This is a genomic window from Bradyrhizobium sp. USDA 4510 (assembly GCF_054059095.1).
The window spans coordinates 1,801,769-1,815,382 of the sequence record NZ_JBSSBT010000001.1 but is presented as its reverse complement, the minus strand read 5'-3'; the positions used below and the strand labels follow the sequence as shown (position 1 = coordinate 1,815,382).

Here is a 13,614-nt window from a genome sequence, read left to right as displayed (position 1 = left end):
TAACGGCATTGCATACAACAGCGATCGATCGCTCACAAAATAGGCAAATCGGTCTCAATCGGCTTCCGAGCTTTCTGGGACCGATCACCATTCTCACGTACATTCAATCATTTACGGAAGACTGATTGCCAAACATGCTCTGGCATGAAGCTTGCGACACTTCCCCCAAGCTCCGCCGTCAGGCGGCTGCGACAAGGACAGGCGGGCCGGACCCGCTGGAGGGAGCAGGCGATGGATTTTGGCAGGATTTCAAGAAGGCATTTATTGCAGGGCAGCGCCGCACTGGCGCTCGGCGGCACGCTTGGCATTCGTGGCGCGGCGGCAGCGGAAACCACGATCGGCTTCATCTATGTCGGGTCGCGCGACGACTACGGCTACAACCAGGCCCACGCGCAAGGAGCCGCGGCGGTGAAGAAGCTTCCCGGCATCAAGGTCGTCGAGGAAGAGAAGGTGCCGGAGACCGATGCGGTCGAGAAGACGATCGAGTCCATGATCAATCTCGACGGCGCCACGCTCATGTTCCCGACCTCGTTCGGCTACTACAACCCGCACGTCCTCAAGATGGCAGGCAAGTTTCCAAAACTGCGCTTCGAGCACTGCGGCGGCCTGTGGTCCGACAAGGACCCGAAGAACGCCGGCAGCTATTTCGGCTATATCGACGAGGCGCAATACATCTCCGGCATCGTGGCCGGCTATTCGACCAAGAGCGGCAAGCTCGGCTTCGTCGCCGCCAAGCCGATCCCGCAGGTGCTGCGCAACATCAACGCGTTCACGCTCGGCGCCCGGCTCGCCAATCCGAAGGCGACCACGCAGGTGATCTTCACCGGCGACTGGTCGATGCCGGTCAAGGAAGCCGAGGCTACCAACAGCCTGATCGACCAGGGCGTCGACGTGCTAACCTGCCATGTCGACGGACCGAAGACGATGGTCGAGAACGCCGCGCGCCGCGGCGCTCTTGTATGCGGCTATCACGTCAACCAGTCGCCGCTGGCGCCGAAGGCCTATCTCACCGGCGCCGAGTGGAATTGGGAGGTGCTCTACCCGAAATTCGTCAAGATGATCACCGCGGGCGAAGCGATCCCGAACTTCTATCGCGGCGGCCTCAAGGAAGAGATCGTCAAGGTCTCGCCCTATGGCGAGATGGTGTCCGCCGAGGCGCGCAAGCATGCCGACGACGTCAAGGCCAAGTTCATGTCCGGCGAGTTCGCGATCTTCAAGGGCCCGCTCGTCGACAACAAGGGCAAGACGGTGATCGCTTCCGGCACCGATCGCGGTCAGCAGGATCCCGAACTCGAGAAGATGGACTATCTCGTCGAGGGCGTGATCGGAGCCACCGCGTGACGACCGAGACGGCGGAATCGGTGGAGGCGGCCGGAATCGCTCCGGCCGCCGATCCCGGATTCCTCCAGCGCCACGGCGCGCGCATCGAATACATCCTGATCCCGGGCGCGGCGCTGGTCGGCGCGCTCGCGGTGTTCGGCGGCTTTGTCGCGCTCTACGGCAAGAACCCGCTCGATCTGTATTTCTACATGTATTACGGCGCGTTCGGCACCGCCTTCTCCTGGCAGAACACGCTGACCCGCGCCGCGCCGTTGATCCTGACCGCGCTGTGCACGGCGCTGCCGGCGCAGCTCGGCATGGTGATCATCGGTGGCGAAGGCGCCCTTCTGATCGGCGCACTGTCGGCGACCGCGGCGGCGCTGGCGCTGCAGGGCGCGGCGCCGATCGTGGTGCAGATCGCCATGGTGATCGCGGGCATGATCGGCGGCGGCCTCTGGATCACGCTGTCGGGCGGCCTGCGGCAATATCGCGGGGTCAACGAGACGATCTCGAGCCTGCTGCTGGTCTATATCGCGCTTGCGATTCTGAACCATCTGGTCGAGGGGCCGATGCGCGATCCAGCGAGCCTCAACAAGCCGTCGACGCGCGAGATCGGCGCCGCCAACATGATCGGCACCATTCCCGGCACCGACGTGCATTGGGGCCTGGTGTTCGGCCTCGTCGCCGCCATCGCCGCCTACATCCTGATCTATCACACCACCTTCGGCTTCGCCGCGCGCGTCGCCGGAGGTAACATCCGCGCCGCCAAGATCGTCGGCCTCAGTGTCGGCAAACTGATCCTGACCGTGTGCTTCCTCGCCGGCAGTTGCGCCGGGCTTGCCGGCATGATCGAGGTTGCGGCGGTGCAGGGCCGCACCAACGCCAACCTCGCGGCGGGTTACGGCTTCACCGGCATCCTCGTTGCGTTCCTGGCACGGCAGAATCCGCTGGCGATCATTCCGGTGGCGATCCTGCTTGGCGGCATCTCGGCTTCCGGCGGCCTGTTGCAGCGGCGGCTCGGTCTGCCCGACGCCTCCGTGCTGGTGCTGCAAGGCATCATCTTCGTGTTCGTGCTGGCCAGCGACGCGCTCTACGGGCGCATCGGCTTCCTGAAGGGAAAGTCCTGACATGGCGGATGCATCGCTCGGGCTCTGGACCGTTCCGCTCGCCGTGTTCGGCGGCGCCATCCGCGTCTCGACGCCGTTCCTGTTCGTCAGCCTCGGCGAGTGCATCACCGAGCGAAGTGGCCGCATCAATCTCGGCCTCGAGGGCACGCTGGTGATGGGCGCGATGAGCGCCTACGGCATCTCCTATCTGTCGGGCTCGCCGTGGCTTGGCGTGCTTGCGGCCGGCATCACCGGCGCGCTGTTCGGCGCGCTGCATGCCGGCATCTGCTCGTTGCCGCGCGTCAACGACATCGCGGTCGGCATCGCGCTGATGCTGCTCGGCACCGGCCTCGCGTTCTTCCTCGGCAAGCCGCTGATCGAGCCGACGGCGGCCCGGCTGCCCGCGATCGATTTCGGCTGGTGGAGCGACATCCCGCAGGTCCGCGCGGCGCTGCGCATCAACGTGCTGTTCCTGATCGGCGTCGCGATCGCGCCGCTGCTCTATTGGGCCTTCAGGACCACGCGCTGGGGCCTCTTGATCCGCACCGCCGGCGAGAGCGCCGATGCGGCGCGCGCGATGGGCCATTCGGTGCTCTTGATCCGGTTGCGCGCCACCATGGTCGGCGGTTTCCTCGCCGGCATCGGCGGCTCGTTCCTGTCGCTGTTCTATCCCGGCAGCTGGAACGAGGGCCTTTCCTCGGGACAGGGCATCACGGCGGTGGCGCTGGTGATCTTCGCGCGCTGGGACCCGATGCTGTGCCTGTGGGCCTCGCTCGCCTTCGGCGGCGCGGCCGCACTCGGGCCCGCGCTGCAATCGGTCGGCATCACCTCCGGCTATCATTTGTTCAACGCCGCGCCCTACATCCTGACGCTCGCGATCATGATCATCACCTGCTCGCCGAAGCGCACGCTGACCGGCGCGCCCGCCGAATTGTCCATCACCCGATAGCATCTCGAAAGATCATTTCATGCCCGAGCGCTTCATCAAGTCCGAGCCCTACGCCTGGCCCTACAATGGCGATCTGCGGCCGCAGAATACCGCGCTCATCATCATCGACATGCAAACCGATTTCTGCGGCGTCGGCGGCTATGTCGACAAGATGGGCTACGACCTCTCGCTGACCCGGGCGCCGATCGAGCCGATCAGGAAGCTGCTCGCGGTGATGCGCGCGCAGGGCTTTCACATCATCCATACGCGGGAGGGGCACCGCCCCGACCTTGCCGACCTGCCCGCCAACAAGCGCTGGCGCTCGCGCCAGATCGGCGCCGGCATCGGCGACCCCGGCCCCTGCGGCCGCATCCTGGTGCGCGGCGAACCCGGCTGGGAGATCATTCCCGACCTCGCGCCGCTGCCGGGCGAACCTGTTATCGACAAGCCCGGAAAAGGCTCGTTCTGCGCCACCGACCTCGAACTGATGCTGCGGCTGCGCGGCATCGAGAACATCGTGCTGACCGGCATCACCACCGATGTCTGCGTTCACACCACGATGCGCGAGGCCAACGATCGCGGCTTCGAATGCGTGCTGGTCGAGGACTGTTGCGGCGCGACCGACAAGGGCAATCACGACCACGCGCTGAAGATGATCAAGATGCAGGGCGGCGTGTTCGGCGCGGTGACCAAATCCGCCGAGCTGATCGGGGCGCTGTCGTGATCATCGGCGAGCCGCCCGCACCATCAGGCGCGTTCGGCGTCGACGCCATCGCCATGACGATGCGGTTCGGCGATTTTACAGCGCTCGACAATGTCGAGCTCAAGGTGCGTCCCGGCTCGTTCCACGCGCTGCTCGGTGAGAATGGCGCGGGCAAGAGCACGCTCGTCAAATGCATCATGGGCTATTACCACGCCACCGAAGGCGACATCCTCGTCGGCGGCCGCCAACAGGCCATTGCCAATCCGAAGGACGCGCATGCGCTCGGGCTCGGCATGGTCTACCAGCACTTTACACTAGTGCCGGCGATGACGGTCGCCGAGAATTTGGTGCTGGCGCGCGACGACGTGCCTGCCGTGGTCGACTGGCGCAAGGAGAAGAAGGAGCTGGAGGCCTTCCTGGCGCGGATGCCGTTCAAGGTGCCGCTCGATGCAAAGGTCTCCGACATCTCCGCCGGCGAACGGCAGAAATGCGAGATCCTCAAGCAGCTGTACCTGAAGCGCCGCTTCCTGATCCTGGACGAGCCGACCTCGGTGCTGACGCCGGGCGAAGCCGACGAGGTGCTCGGCATGCTGCGCGCGATGGTGGTCGCGGGCGAGCTCACCGTCCTGATGATCACGCACAAGTTCCGCGAGGTGATGGCCTTTGCCGACGAGGTGACCATCCTGCGTCGCGGCAAGCTTGCCGGCAGCGGCCGGGTCGCCGAGCTGACGCCGGACGAGATGGCCCGCACCATGATCGGCGCCGAACAGCTGACGGTACAACCGCCGCGCACCGGCGAGACCGGAGCGGCCCGGCTCGAGCTCGACAAGCTCACCGCGCTTGACGATGCCGGCGCGATTGCCGTGCACGGCGTATCGCTGACCGTGAAAAGCGGCGAGATCGTCGGCATCGCCGGCGTCTCCGGCAACGGCCAGCGCCAGCTCGTGGAGGTGCTGGCCGGCCAGCGCGAGGCCGAGAGCGGCGTGATCCGCGTCCAGGGCGAGACCTATGCGGCGAGCCGCGCGGAGATGCGGCGCCACAGGATGTCGCTGTTGCCGGAAGAGCCGCTGAAGAACGCCTGCGTCGGCGGCATGAGCGTCGCCGACAACATCGCATTCCGCGAATTCGATCGCGCTCCGTTCGCGCGCGGCGGCTGGTGGCTGAACCGTGCCGCCTTCCGCAACGACGCCGAGCGCAAGATCAACCGCTACAAGATCAAGACCCGCACGCCGGAGACGCCGATCGCGGCGCTGTCGGGCGGCAATGTGCAGCGCGCGGTGCTGGCGCGCGAGCTTTCGGGCGACGTCGAGGTGCTGATCGCCGCCAATCCCTGCTTCGGACTCGACTTCGCGGCGGTGGCGCAAATCCACGCCGAGATCATGGCCGCCCGCAACCGAGGCGCGGCGGTGCTCTTGGTCAGTGAGGACCTCGACGAGCTGCTGGAGCTGTCGGACCGGCTGGTCGTGATGTTCCACGGCGCGTTCGTGCATGAGGCCCGCGCCAGCGAGGCCGACCTCACCGAGATCGGCCGGCACATGGCCGGCCACTAGAGCAAATCACGGATCAGTTGCGCGCCGGCGCCGCCGCGCGCTGCCGTGCCGGCGCGCCGCGCAGGAACGCCCGGCCGAAATCATCGACCGCGGGTGCCAGGATCGCCCGATCGCGCGGCAGCGCGTCCGGCATCTCGTCACGGATGAACGCCAGCAGCTTCTCGCGGATCTCGCAACGCAGGTCCCAGGATTGCGGTGCATTCCGTGCACTGATCAGCGCGCGCAGCTCGATGGTGCGCGGGTGGGTGTCGATCACCTGCAGATTGACCACCGCGCCGTCCCAGAGCCGCGACTCCTTCGCCGCCTGCTCCAGCCTTTTGCGGATCGCCGGCACGTCGGCGCTATAATCAACATGCAGCGCAATCGCACCGATCAGGGATTGCGCGTCGCGCGTCCAGTTCTGGAACGGGCGCTCGATGAAATAGGACAGCGGTACCACCATGCGCCGCCAGTCCCACAGCCGGATCACGACATAGGTTGAGGCGATATCCTCGACCCAGCCCCATTCGTTTTCGATGATGACCGCGTCCTCGATCCGGATCGGCTGGGTGACGGCGATCTGCACGCCGGCGATCAGATTGCTCAGCAACGGCCTTGCGGCAAGACCGACGATTAGGCCGGCGGCGCCGGCGGAGGCGAACAGGCTGACGCCGTATTGCCTGACCGAGTCGAACGTCATCAGCGCGGTGGAGACCGCGATGATGACGATCAGCGTGTCGGTGACCCGCTTGAAGACGCGCACCTGGGTGACGTGCTTGCGTGCCAGGAAATTCTCGGCAACGTCGAGGCGAAATTTATCGAGATATCTAGCCGACGCCATGTCGACGGCGCGGATCGAGATCCAGCCGATCAGCGCGATGACGGCGACGCCGAAGAAATGGCTGAGTGTCAGCCGCAGCAGATCGTTGAGCGGCGCCAATGGCAACACCAGCGCGAGGGCGGCAAGACACAGCGCCAGCCGTGACGGACCGGCTGTCCGGTCAAGCAGCATCGGCGCGACGGAATTCTTTGGTCCCACCATGCGATGGACGATGCGTTGCGCGATGGAGTGAACGACGAGCGCAACGGCGATCGCAGCCGTGATCAGGACGAGGCCGACCACCCAATCCGGAACCCAGCGAAATGTGTGTTCCAATCCGGTTACGATCTCCTGGACGTCTTGCATGAAACCCGCCTGCTCCCGCATTGCAGGCTGCTAACGCGTGGAATCCGGGATCGCTTCTGACGTCTGTGCAACGCAGCAATTCACCCGATGCAATTCGAATGCGCAGGATGTTGCGTCAATTCGGCTGGAGTGGCACCGCTAGCCGATCTCAAACGCTTCCGCGGCGAGATGCTTCATATTGGCGTGCCAATGCTCGGCGATCTGAAGCCGGGTCGGCGCCCAGACGTGCTCGTGCTTCTGGATGTAGTCGAGAAAGCGCATCAGCGCGGCGGCGCGGCCGGGACGCCCGACGACGCGGCAATGCAGACCGATCGACATCATCTTCGGCGAGGTTGCGCCCTCGGCATAGAGCACGTCGAAACTGTCCTTCAGGTAGGTGTAGAACTCCTCGCCGCCGCCGAAGCCCTGCGCGTTGATGAAGCGCATGTCGTTGGCATCGAGCGTATAGGGGATCACGAGATGCGGCTCGGTGCCGGCTGCCTTGATCCAGTACGGCAGATCGTCGGCATAGGAATCGCAGAGATAGCGCAGGCCGCCCGCCTCCATTAGAAGCCGCAGCGTGTTGATCGAGGAGCGGCCGGTGTACCAGCCGAGCGGCCGCGCGCCGGTCGCCTCGGCGTGCACGGCAATGGCGCGGGCGATCTCCTCGCGCTCCTCGTCCTCCGACATGTCCTTGTGCTCGACCCAGCGCAGGCTGTGGCTCGCGATGTCCCAGCCCGCCTCCTGCATCGCGGCGACGACGTCCGGATTGCGCTTCAGCGCCATCGCGACGCCGAACACCGTGGCCGGCAGCTTCCGCTCGGTGAATATCCGCCACAGCCGCCAGAAGCCGGCGCGCGCGCCATATTCGAACATCGTCTCGATATTGGCGTGCCGCCGGCCGACCCAGGGCTGCGCGCCGAGCACGTCGGACAGAAACGCTTCCGAGGCGCGATCACCGTGCAGGATGTTGTTCTCCCCGCCCTCCTCGAAATTGACCACGAATTGCACGGCGATGCGCGCCGCGTCGGGCCATTTCGGATCGGGCGGATTGCGGCCGTAGCCGCGGAGATCGCGCGGATAGCGGGCCTCGGTCACATCAGATTTCCTCGAAGCGGATGTTCTGCGCGCCCTTCCACAATACGGTCTTGCCGAACGCGGTGAGGTTCTCCAGCCCCGAGGTCAGCGTGATGAAGTGATTGCCGGCGAGCTGGCCCATCTTGCTGGCGAAGTGCACGCCGCCATAGGCGAGCAGGATCTCGGTCTCGCTGATGCCGCCCGGATAGAGGATGATCTGGCCCGGCGCCGGATAGCTGGTGTGGTTCTCGTAGGACACGCCGAAGTCGAGATCGCCGAGCGGCATCCAGACGCCCTCGCCGCTCCAGCGCACGTGGATCGCCTGGCTCTCGAACGGCATCGCCTTGCGGAACGCGGCGACCGTCTTCGGCGCCAGCTGCTCCTCGAAACGGGCGTCAAAGGTGAACTCGCCGGCGCGGACAATCAGTTTGCTCATCGATCTCTCGTGGGTGGGCTAAGAAGTGATGTCCCAACCATTGCCGCCGGCCCGGGCCGGACGCAAGGCCGATTCCGGCCCCGGAAGCCGGTTTTTCGCCGCGCAGCGGCCTTCAACGCAGATTTGAGCAGAGTTGCGTTGCGCCGCGCCTTCCCGTTTGCGAGCCTGGGAGGGGACGTCGAACAGGGTGACCTTGATGACAACAAGCAGTCTGCACGGACATGTGGCGCTGGTGACCGGCGGATCGCGCGGCATCGGCGCGGCGATCGTCAAGATGCTGGCGGATGCCGGCGCCGCCGTCGGCATCAATTATCGCGAGCGCTCAGCCGAGGCGGAGACGCTGGCGAAGGGCATCATTGCCGCCGGCGGCCGCGCCGTCGCGATCGCCGCCGACGTCTCGGAAGCTGCCGCCGTCACCGCGCTGGTCGAGCGCGCCAAATCCGAGCTCGGCCCGGTCGACATCCTCGTCAACAATGCCGGCATCGCGATCGTCAGGGGTGTCGACGACCTCACCGAAGAGGATTTCGACCGCACCATCACGGTCAATCTCAAATCGGCGTTTCTCTGCACACGGGCGGTGCTGCCGATGATGCGCACCCGCAAATGGGGCCGCATCGTCAACATCTCCTCCGGCGCGGCGCGCGGCGCCGGCTCGATCGGGCCGCACTACAATGCATCCAAGGCGGCGATGGAGGGGATGACCCGCGGCTATGCCGCGCGCCTCGTCAAGGAGGGCATCACCGTCAACGCCGTCGCGCCCTCGCTGATCGAGACCGACATGATGAGGGGACAGAGCGAGCTGGTCAGCCGCATCCCGGTCGGCCGTTTCGGCACCGCCGAGGAGGTCGCGCAAGCCGTGATGCTGCTGGTCAACAATCCCTACATGACCGGACAGACCATCGCGATGAGCGGCGGCATGGCGTTCAACTAGGGCACGTACCATAAACACAGTGGCGTCATGCGATGAAGCTTACGTCCGCGTTGTCCTTGTAGCGGTCATTTGTGCAGCATCGGAACATGTCGCGATGGGCCATTTCCGGACTCTTGCATGGCAAGAGTCCCGCAAGATGACGGGCCAATTCAAATGTCCGTCCGGAGTGGTGCCTGCTACTTGCAGCCGCGGCAAATCGTAAGCTTGCCCTTTAGTTTGTCATCGTCCCCGGGATCGACCGATTGCTGCCGAGAGACACGATCCGCTTCTTGATCGAGCTTGGGCTGCTTTGCCCGGTGTGACCTGACGGGTCGCGTCGTCCGGCTTGACGTGTCGTCGTCGATGCCGACGCTAAAACCATCGTAATCGGGGACCGGTCTAGCCGACGACGGCGACCTGTCGATCACTTGTGCTGGCGAAGCGCTGCCTGACTCTACCGGCGTGTGTTCGACAGTGGCAGATCGCGGGGCAGTGGAGCGTGGCAAAGAATCTTCAGCGGCCCGGGGCGGTACCGATCTCTTAGCGGTCGCCGTCGGCGGCCAGACGCTGTTGGTTGCGCCCGGAGATGCCGATCTCTCATCCGGCGGCGGCGGCGCAAGCGAAAGCGGAGGGGAAAGCGAGGTCTGACATCTCGCGCTGTCTTGTGACCAAACTCCCGCCGCCAACAAACCAAGGGCCAACAGTGTTGCGTTCTTCATTACTCGTCCTGCAATCACTTGGAATGAAAGCATTGATCGCGTGACTCCTATCGCCACGCTTCGGCAAGAATTTCCACATCTGACATGGCGATCAAAAATTGACGGAAGTTGGGAGCCATGGGCGGATACATGCGCGCTTTGGTCCACCCTCGTTACTGGCCCCACTGCCCACTTCGGGTCCAATCGCGACCGTTTGGCCCGGTCTCGGCAAGATCCGGTATGCACCTCACAGCGGACCGTTTGGCGGTCGGGTGCATTGATCGCGATGGGCCATCAGCGGTGGTTCAGCCTTGCCTCATCCCGGTAGCCCTCAAAACCAGGGCTCGACAGGCCTCCGGGCCACCAGGCTCCGGCCCAATTCGCGGGACCAACAACCCGGTGACGAAATACCCAAACCGGCATAGCATCCGCGCATTGGAGGCGATCATGTTCAACCCAACTCAAATTGTCATCCAAGCGTTTGTCGATCAGCTTAAGGGTACATACGGCCAAATCTACGGAATCCTCGAGCCCGCCTATCCGGACATCATCGGTTTCGTTGGGCGCCTCGCGTTGGAGAATATTGCCAATAGCGATGCGGCCTACCACGACATGAACCACACCATCATGGTGACGTTGGTCGGACAGAACATTTTACTCGGCAAGCATACGAGCGAAGGCGGCGTCAGGCCGCGCGACTGGCTCCATTTCATGATTTCGCTCTTATGCCACGACATCGGCTATGTACGCGGGGTATGTCGAGGCGACCGGGACGGACTTTATGTTTGTAACGAAAACGGTGATCGCGTCCGGATATCTGCTGGAGCCACGGACGCATCCTTGACCCCCTATCATGTGACACGATCCAAGCTCTTTGTCCGCGAGCGTTTCGGCAAGGTGAGCCTGACCTCCATCGACACAAAGGAAATCGAGGCGAACATCGAGCACACGCGCTTTCCGGTACCGGGGGAAGAGGAGCATACCAGTACGGCGGATTATCCCGGCCTGCTTCGTGCCGCGGATTTGATCGGCCAATTGGCCGACATTGACTATTTGCGGAAGACGTCAGCCTTGTTTGCCGAATTTCGGGAGACTGGCGCAAGCGAGAAACTCGGATATCAGACCCCCGATGATCTACGTGCAGCGTACCCTGCTTTCTTCTGGAAGGCCGTCTGCCCCTATATCGGCGACGCACTTCGATATCTGCGGGTCACGCAGGAAGGTAAGCAATGGATCGCCAACCTTTACGCGCACGTGTTCTCGGAGGAGCACAGGGGAGCGATTACTCGAGCATAGCCGGGTGGAAGAATAACTGGCTATGCCGTCTTGACCGGCTCGTTCGATTGCCTTACGCCTCACGCCATGAACCGCTCGATCCTGATCGCCAATCTCTGGTGGCTCGCCGACTGACAGGCGGGCCGAACGCGTTCATGCATTTCGGGGCCGCCGCATTGGGCGGCCTTTTTCTTTCACCTCATCCAGCCCGCATGCGGTGTCCCCATTCAAACGAATGGAGATAAGCCGTGACCAAACCGATCATCCTCACCGGCGACCGCACCACCGGGCCGCTGCATCTCGGCCATTACGTCGGCTCGCTCAGAAGCCGTCTCGCGTTTCAGGACAGCCATGAGCAATACCTGCTGCTCGCCGACATGCAGGCGCTGACCGACAACGCGCACGACATCGGCAAGGTCCGCGGCAACGTCATCGAGGTCGCACTGGATTATCTCGCCGTCGGAATCGATCCCGAACGAACCTCGATCTGCCTGCAGTCGCAGCTTCCGGCGCTCGCGGAATTGTCGATGCTCTATCTCAACCTCGTCACCGTCGCGCGGCTGGAGCGCAATCCCACCATCAAGGACGAGATCCGCGCCCGCGGATTCGGACGCGACATCCCGGCGGGCTTCCTGTGCTACCCGGTGGCGCAGGCCGCCGACATCACCGCGTTTCGGGCCACCGTCGTGCCGGTCGGCGAGGACCAGGCTCCCCTGATCGAGCAGACCAACGAGATCATCAGGCGCGTCAACGCGCTCGCCGGCCGTGCGCTCCTGCAGGAGGCGGTGGCCGTCATACCGCGCGCGGGACGGCTGCCGGGCGTCGACGGGCGCGCGAAGATGAGCAAATCCGCCGGCAATGCGATTGCGCTCTCGGCCTCGCCCGGTGACATCACGGCCGCGGTGCGCGCGATGTTCACCGATCCCGACCATCTGCGTGTCGGCGACCCCGGCAAGATTGAGGGCAATGTCGTCTTCAGCTATCTCGACGCGTTCGATGACGACCAGCACGCCGTCGAGAAATTGAAGGCGCGCTATCGGCGCGGCGGTCTCGGCGACGCAGCGGTCAAGCGGCGGCTGGAGGACATCCTGCAAGCCCTGATCGCGCCGATCCGGGCCCGACGCGCGGAGCTGGCAGGCGATCGCGACCATGTCGCTGACGTGATCAGGCGCGGAACCTCGAAAGCCCGGGAGATCACCGAGCGCACCAAGCGCGATGTGATGGCGGGAGTCGGCGTGTTCCAGCTCTGAATGCGCCGTCATCAAACCATGGCAGGAACTGTGCTTGCCTGTAGCAGTTGTCCGCTTGGCGAAAACCGGATTTGGAGCTTGTCGTGATCGATCCGAAAACGCTTCTCGAACGCGCCGCGCAATTGGCCGATCAGGCCAAGGGCGAGGAAGACGCCGGCATCCGCGAGCGGCTGCTACGCATGGCCGAGCATTACCGCGACCTGGCCGCACATGAGGCCTGGGCGAACGAGAACCCGCCATCGGTCGGCGCGATCACCAGTGCACTCAGCCCCCGCACCCATTGACCTGTTCTTTCGTCAGCTCACGCGGATGCGATAGCCCAGTGACTGCCGCGCGCCCGGCGCGATGTGCATCAAGCCGGGCTTGCCGGCGAGTTCGCCATCGTATGCGACCGGGCTGGCGAAACCGTGCCACGGCTCGATGCAGAGGAACGGCGCGCCGCCGACCTTCGACCAGATGCCAAGTTCGCGAAAGCCGCGCCACGACACCTCGATCGCAGGCCCCTGCGCAGCAGCAAAGCGGATCGATGCGCTCGCGACCTGATCGAGGATCATGGCGTCGTCGTCGAACAACTGCTCCGACAACGCCAGCACGCTGCCCTTGATCGGACTCGGCTCGGCTTGCGGCCGCATCAGTCCCTCCGTCAGCCGCCGGATCGGCGCCGGCTCATCCTTCGCGAAGGTCAACGCGTACGCCTCCTTTGCCAATCCCGGAAGCAGCGGCCAGTTGAAGGCAGGATGACCGCCGAGAGAGGCCGACAGCGTCTCGGCGCCGGTGTTGACGATGTCGAAGGCGACATCGAGATCGGCGCCATCAACGGTATAGGTGACCTCGAGCCTGAACGCGAAGGGATAGCGCGCACGCGTCTCCGTATCGTCGGTGAGCGCAAGCTTGCAGGATCGGGGCCCCTGCTCCACCCAGGCAAAGCGGCGATCCCGCGCGAAGCCGTGCTGCGTCATCGGATAGGTCTTGCCGTTGTGGCGCAGCGTATCGTTCTTCAAGCGGCCGACGATCGGGAACAGGATGGGGGCATGGCGCGGCCATTGCGGGCCGGCCTGCCACAACAGTTCGGTCCCGTCGGCATTTCTGAGCGACGACAATTCGGCGCCCTGCGCCGAAATGGTCGCGGCGATTCCTTCGCCGCGCAGCGTGTGACTGTCGCTCATGCCTCGCCTCGCCGGGTTGCGCTATGCCCCGACAGGAGATGTTCGAAGCCG

General features: G+C 64.5%; 13 protein-coding genes. 9 read left to right on the top strand and 4 right to left on the bottom strand.

What is annotated here, in order from left to right; translation table 11 throughout:
• Positions 1 to 231 precede the first annotated feature (231 nt).
• The 5 genes from ACVMDN_RS08085 to ACVMDN_RS08065 are packed head-to-tail and all read left to right on the top strand — an operon-like array spanning position 232 to position 5,607.
• On the top strand, positions 232 to 1,341 hold the full coding sequence (locus ACVMDN_RS08085) for a BMP family ABC transporter substrate-binding protein (protein ID WP_456835364.1): 1,110 nt from the start codon (positions 232 to 234) through the stop codon (positions 1,339 to 1,341).
• Entirely contained in the window at positions 1,338 to 2,447 is a 1,110-nt protein-coding gene (locus tag ACVMDN_RS08080) for an ABC transporter permease (RefSeq protein WP_092082494.1), read from the top strand. Before ACVMDN_RS08085 ends, ACVMDN_RS08080 begins: the two co-directional genes overlap by 4 nt.
• A 1-nt stretch (position 2,448) precedes the next feature.
• The gene (locus tag ACVMDN_RS08075) at positions 2,449 to 3,375 is read left to right on the top strand and encodes an ABC transporter permease (RefSeq protein ID WP_018270387.1); all 927 of its coding nucleotides are present in this window, start codon (positions 2,449 to 2,451) and stop codon (positions 3,373 to 3,375) included.
• 19 nt (positions 3,376 to 3,394) lie between these two features.
• Positions 3,395 to 4,078 (top strand): biuret amidohydrolase, encoded by a 684-nt coding sequence (gene biuH / locus ACVMDN_RS08070; protein ID WP_456835365.1) that lies wholly within the window; start codon positions 3,395 to 3,397, stop codon positions 4,076 to 4,078.
• A complete protein-coding gene (locus ACVMDN_RS08065; protein WP_456835366.1) occupies positions 4,075 to 5,607 on the top strand; it encodes an ABC transporter ATP-binding protein in 1,533 nt (510 codons plus the stop codon). Before biuH ends, ACVMDN_RS08065 begins: the two co-directional genes overlap by 4 nt.
• Before the next feature lie 13 nt (positions 5,608 to 5,620).
• Here ACVMDN_RS08065 and ACVMDN_RS08060 read toward each other — a convergent pair whose 3' ends face one another.
• From ACVMDN_RS08060 to ACVMDN_RS08050, 3 genes are all read right to left on the bottom strand, one after another.
• Positions 5,621 to 6,772 (bottom strand): mechanosensitive ion channel family protein, encoded by a 1,152-nt coding sequence (locus ACVMDN_RS08060; protein WP_456835367.1) that lies wholly within the window; start codon positions 6,770 to 6,772, stop codon positions 5,621 to 5,623.
• Positions 6,773 to 6,910: 138 nt separating this feature from the next.
• On the bottom strand, positions 6,911 to 7,849 hold the full coding sequence (gene puuE, locus ACVMDN_RS08055) for an allantoinase PuuE (RefSeq protein ID WP_057015251.1): 939 nt from the start codon (positions 7,847 to 7,849) through the stop codon (positions 6,911 to 6,913).
• A gap of 1 nt (position 7,850) precedes the next feature.
• Positions 7,851 to 8,264 carry a DUF3830 family protein gene (locus ACVMDN_RS08050; RefSeq protein WP_016843084.1) on the bottom strand — a complete coding sequence of 138 codons (414 nt, stop codon included), beginning with the start codon at positions 8,262 to 8,264 and terminating at the stop codon, positions 7,851 to 7,853.
• Positions 8,265 to 8,460: 196 nt separating this feature from the next.
• On the opposite strand from ACVMDN_RS08050, the gene ACVMDN_RS08045 reads away from it, so the two are divergent.
• The 4 genes from ACVMDN_RS08045 (at position 8,461) to ACVMDN_RS08030 (ending at position 12,681) form a co-directional block, all read left to right on the top strand.
• Positions 8,461 to 9,195 carry an SDR family NAD(P)-dependent oxidoreductase gene (locus ACVMDN_RS08045; RefSeq protein WP_456835368.1) on the top strand — a complete coding sequence of 245 codons (735 nt, stop codon included), beginning with the start codon at positions 8,461 to 8,463 and terminating at the stop codon, positions 9,193 to 9,195.
• A 1,124-nt stretch (positions 9,196 to 10,319) separates the two neighbouring features.
• Positions 10,320 to 11,168: an Npun_R2479 family HD domain-containing metalloprotein gene (locus ACVMDN_RS08040; protein ID WP_076824479.1), complete on the top strand. Its 849-nt coding sequence runs from the start codon at positions 10,320 to 10,322 to the stop codon at positions 11,166 to 11,168.
• Between the two features lie 227 nt (positions 11,169 to 11,395).
• Positions 11,396 to 12,397 carry a tryptophan--tRNA ligase gene (gene trpS, locus ACVMDN_RS08035; RefSeq protein WP_456835369.1) on the top strand — a complete coding sequence of 334 codons (1,002 nt, stop codon included), beginning with the start codon at positions 11,396 to 11,398 and terminating at the stop codon, positions 12,395 to 12,397.
• 83 nt (positions 12,398 to 12,480) lie between these two features.
• The gene (locus tag ACVMDN_RS08030; RefSeq protein ID WP_456835370.1) at positions 12,481 to 12,681 is read left to right on the top strand and encodes a hypothetical protein; all 201 of its coding nucleotides are present in this window, start codon (positions 12,481 to 12,483) and stop codon (positions 12,679 to 12,681) included.
• A 12-nt stretch (positions 12,682 to 12,693) separates the two neighbouring features.
• Here ACVMDN_RS08030 and ACVMDN_RS08025 read toward each other — a convergent pair whose 3' ends face one another.
• Positions 12,694 to 13,563, bottom strand: a complete 870-nt coding sequence (locus ACVMDN_RS08025) for an aldose 1-epimerase family protein (protein WP_456835371.1) — start codon at positions 13,561 to 13,563, stop codon at positions 12,694 to 12,696.
• Positions 13,564 to 13,614: the final 51 nt, after the last annotated feature.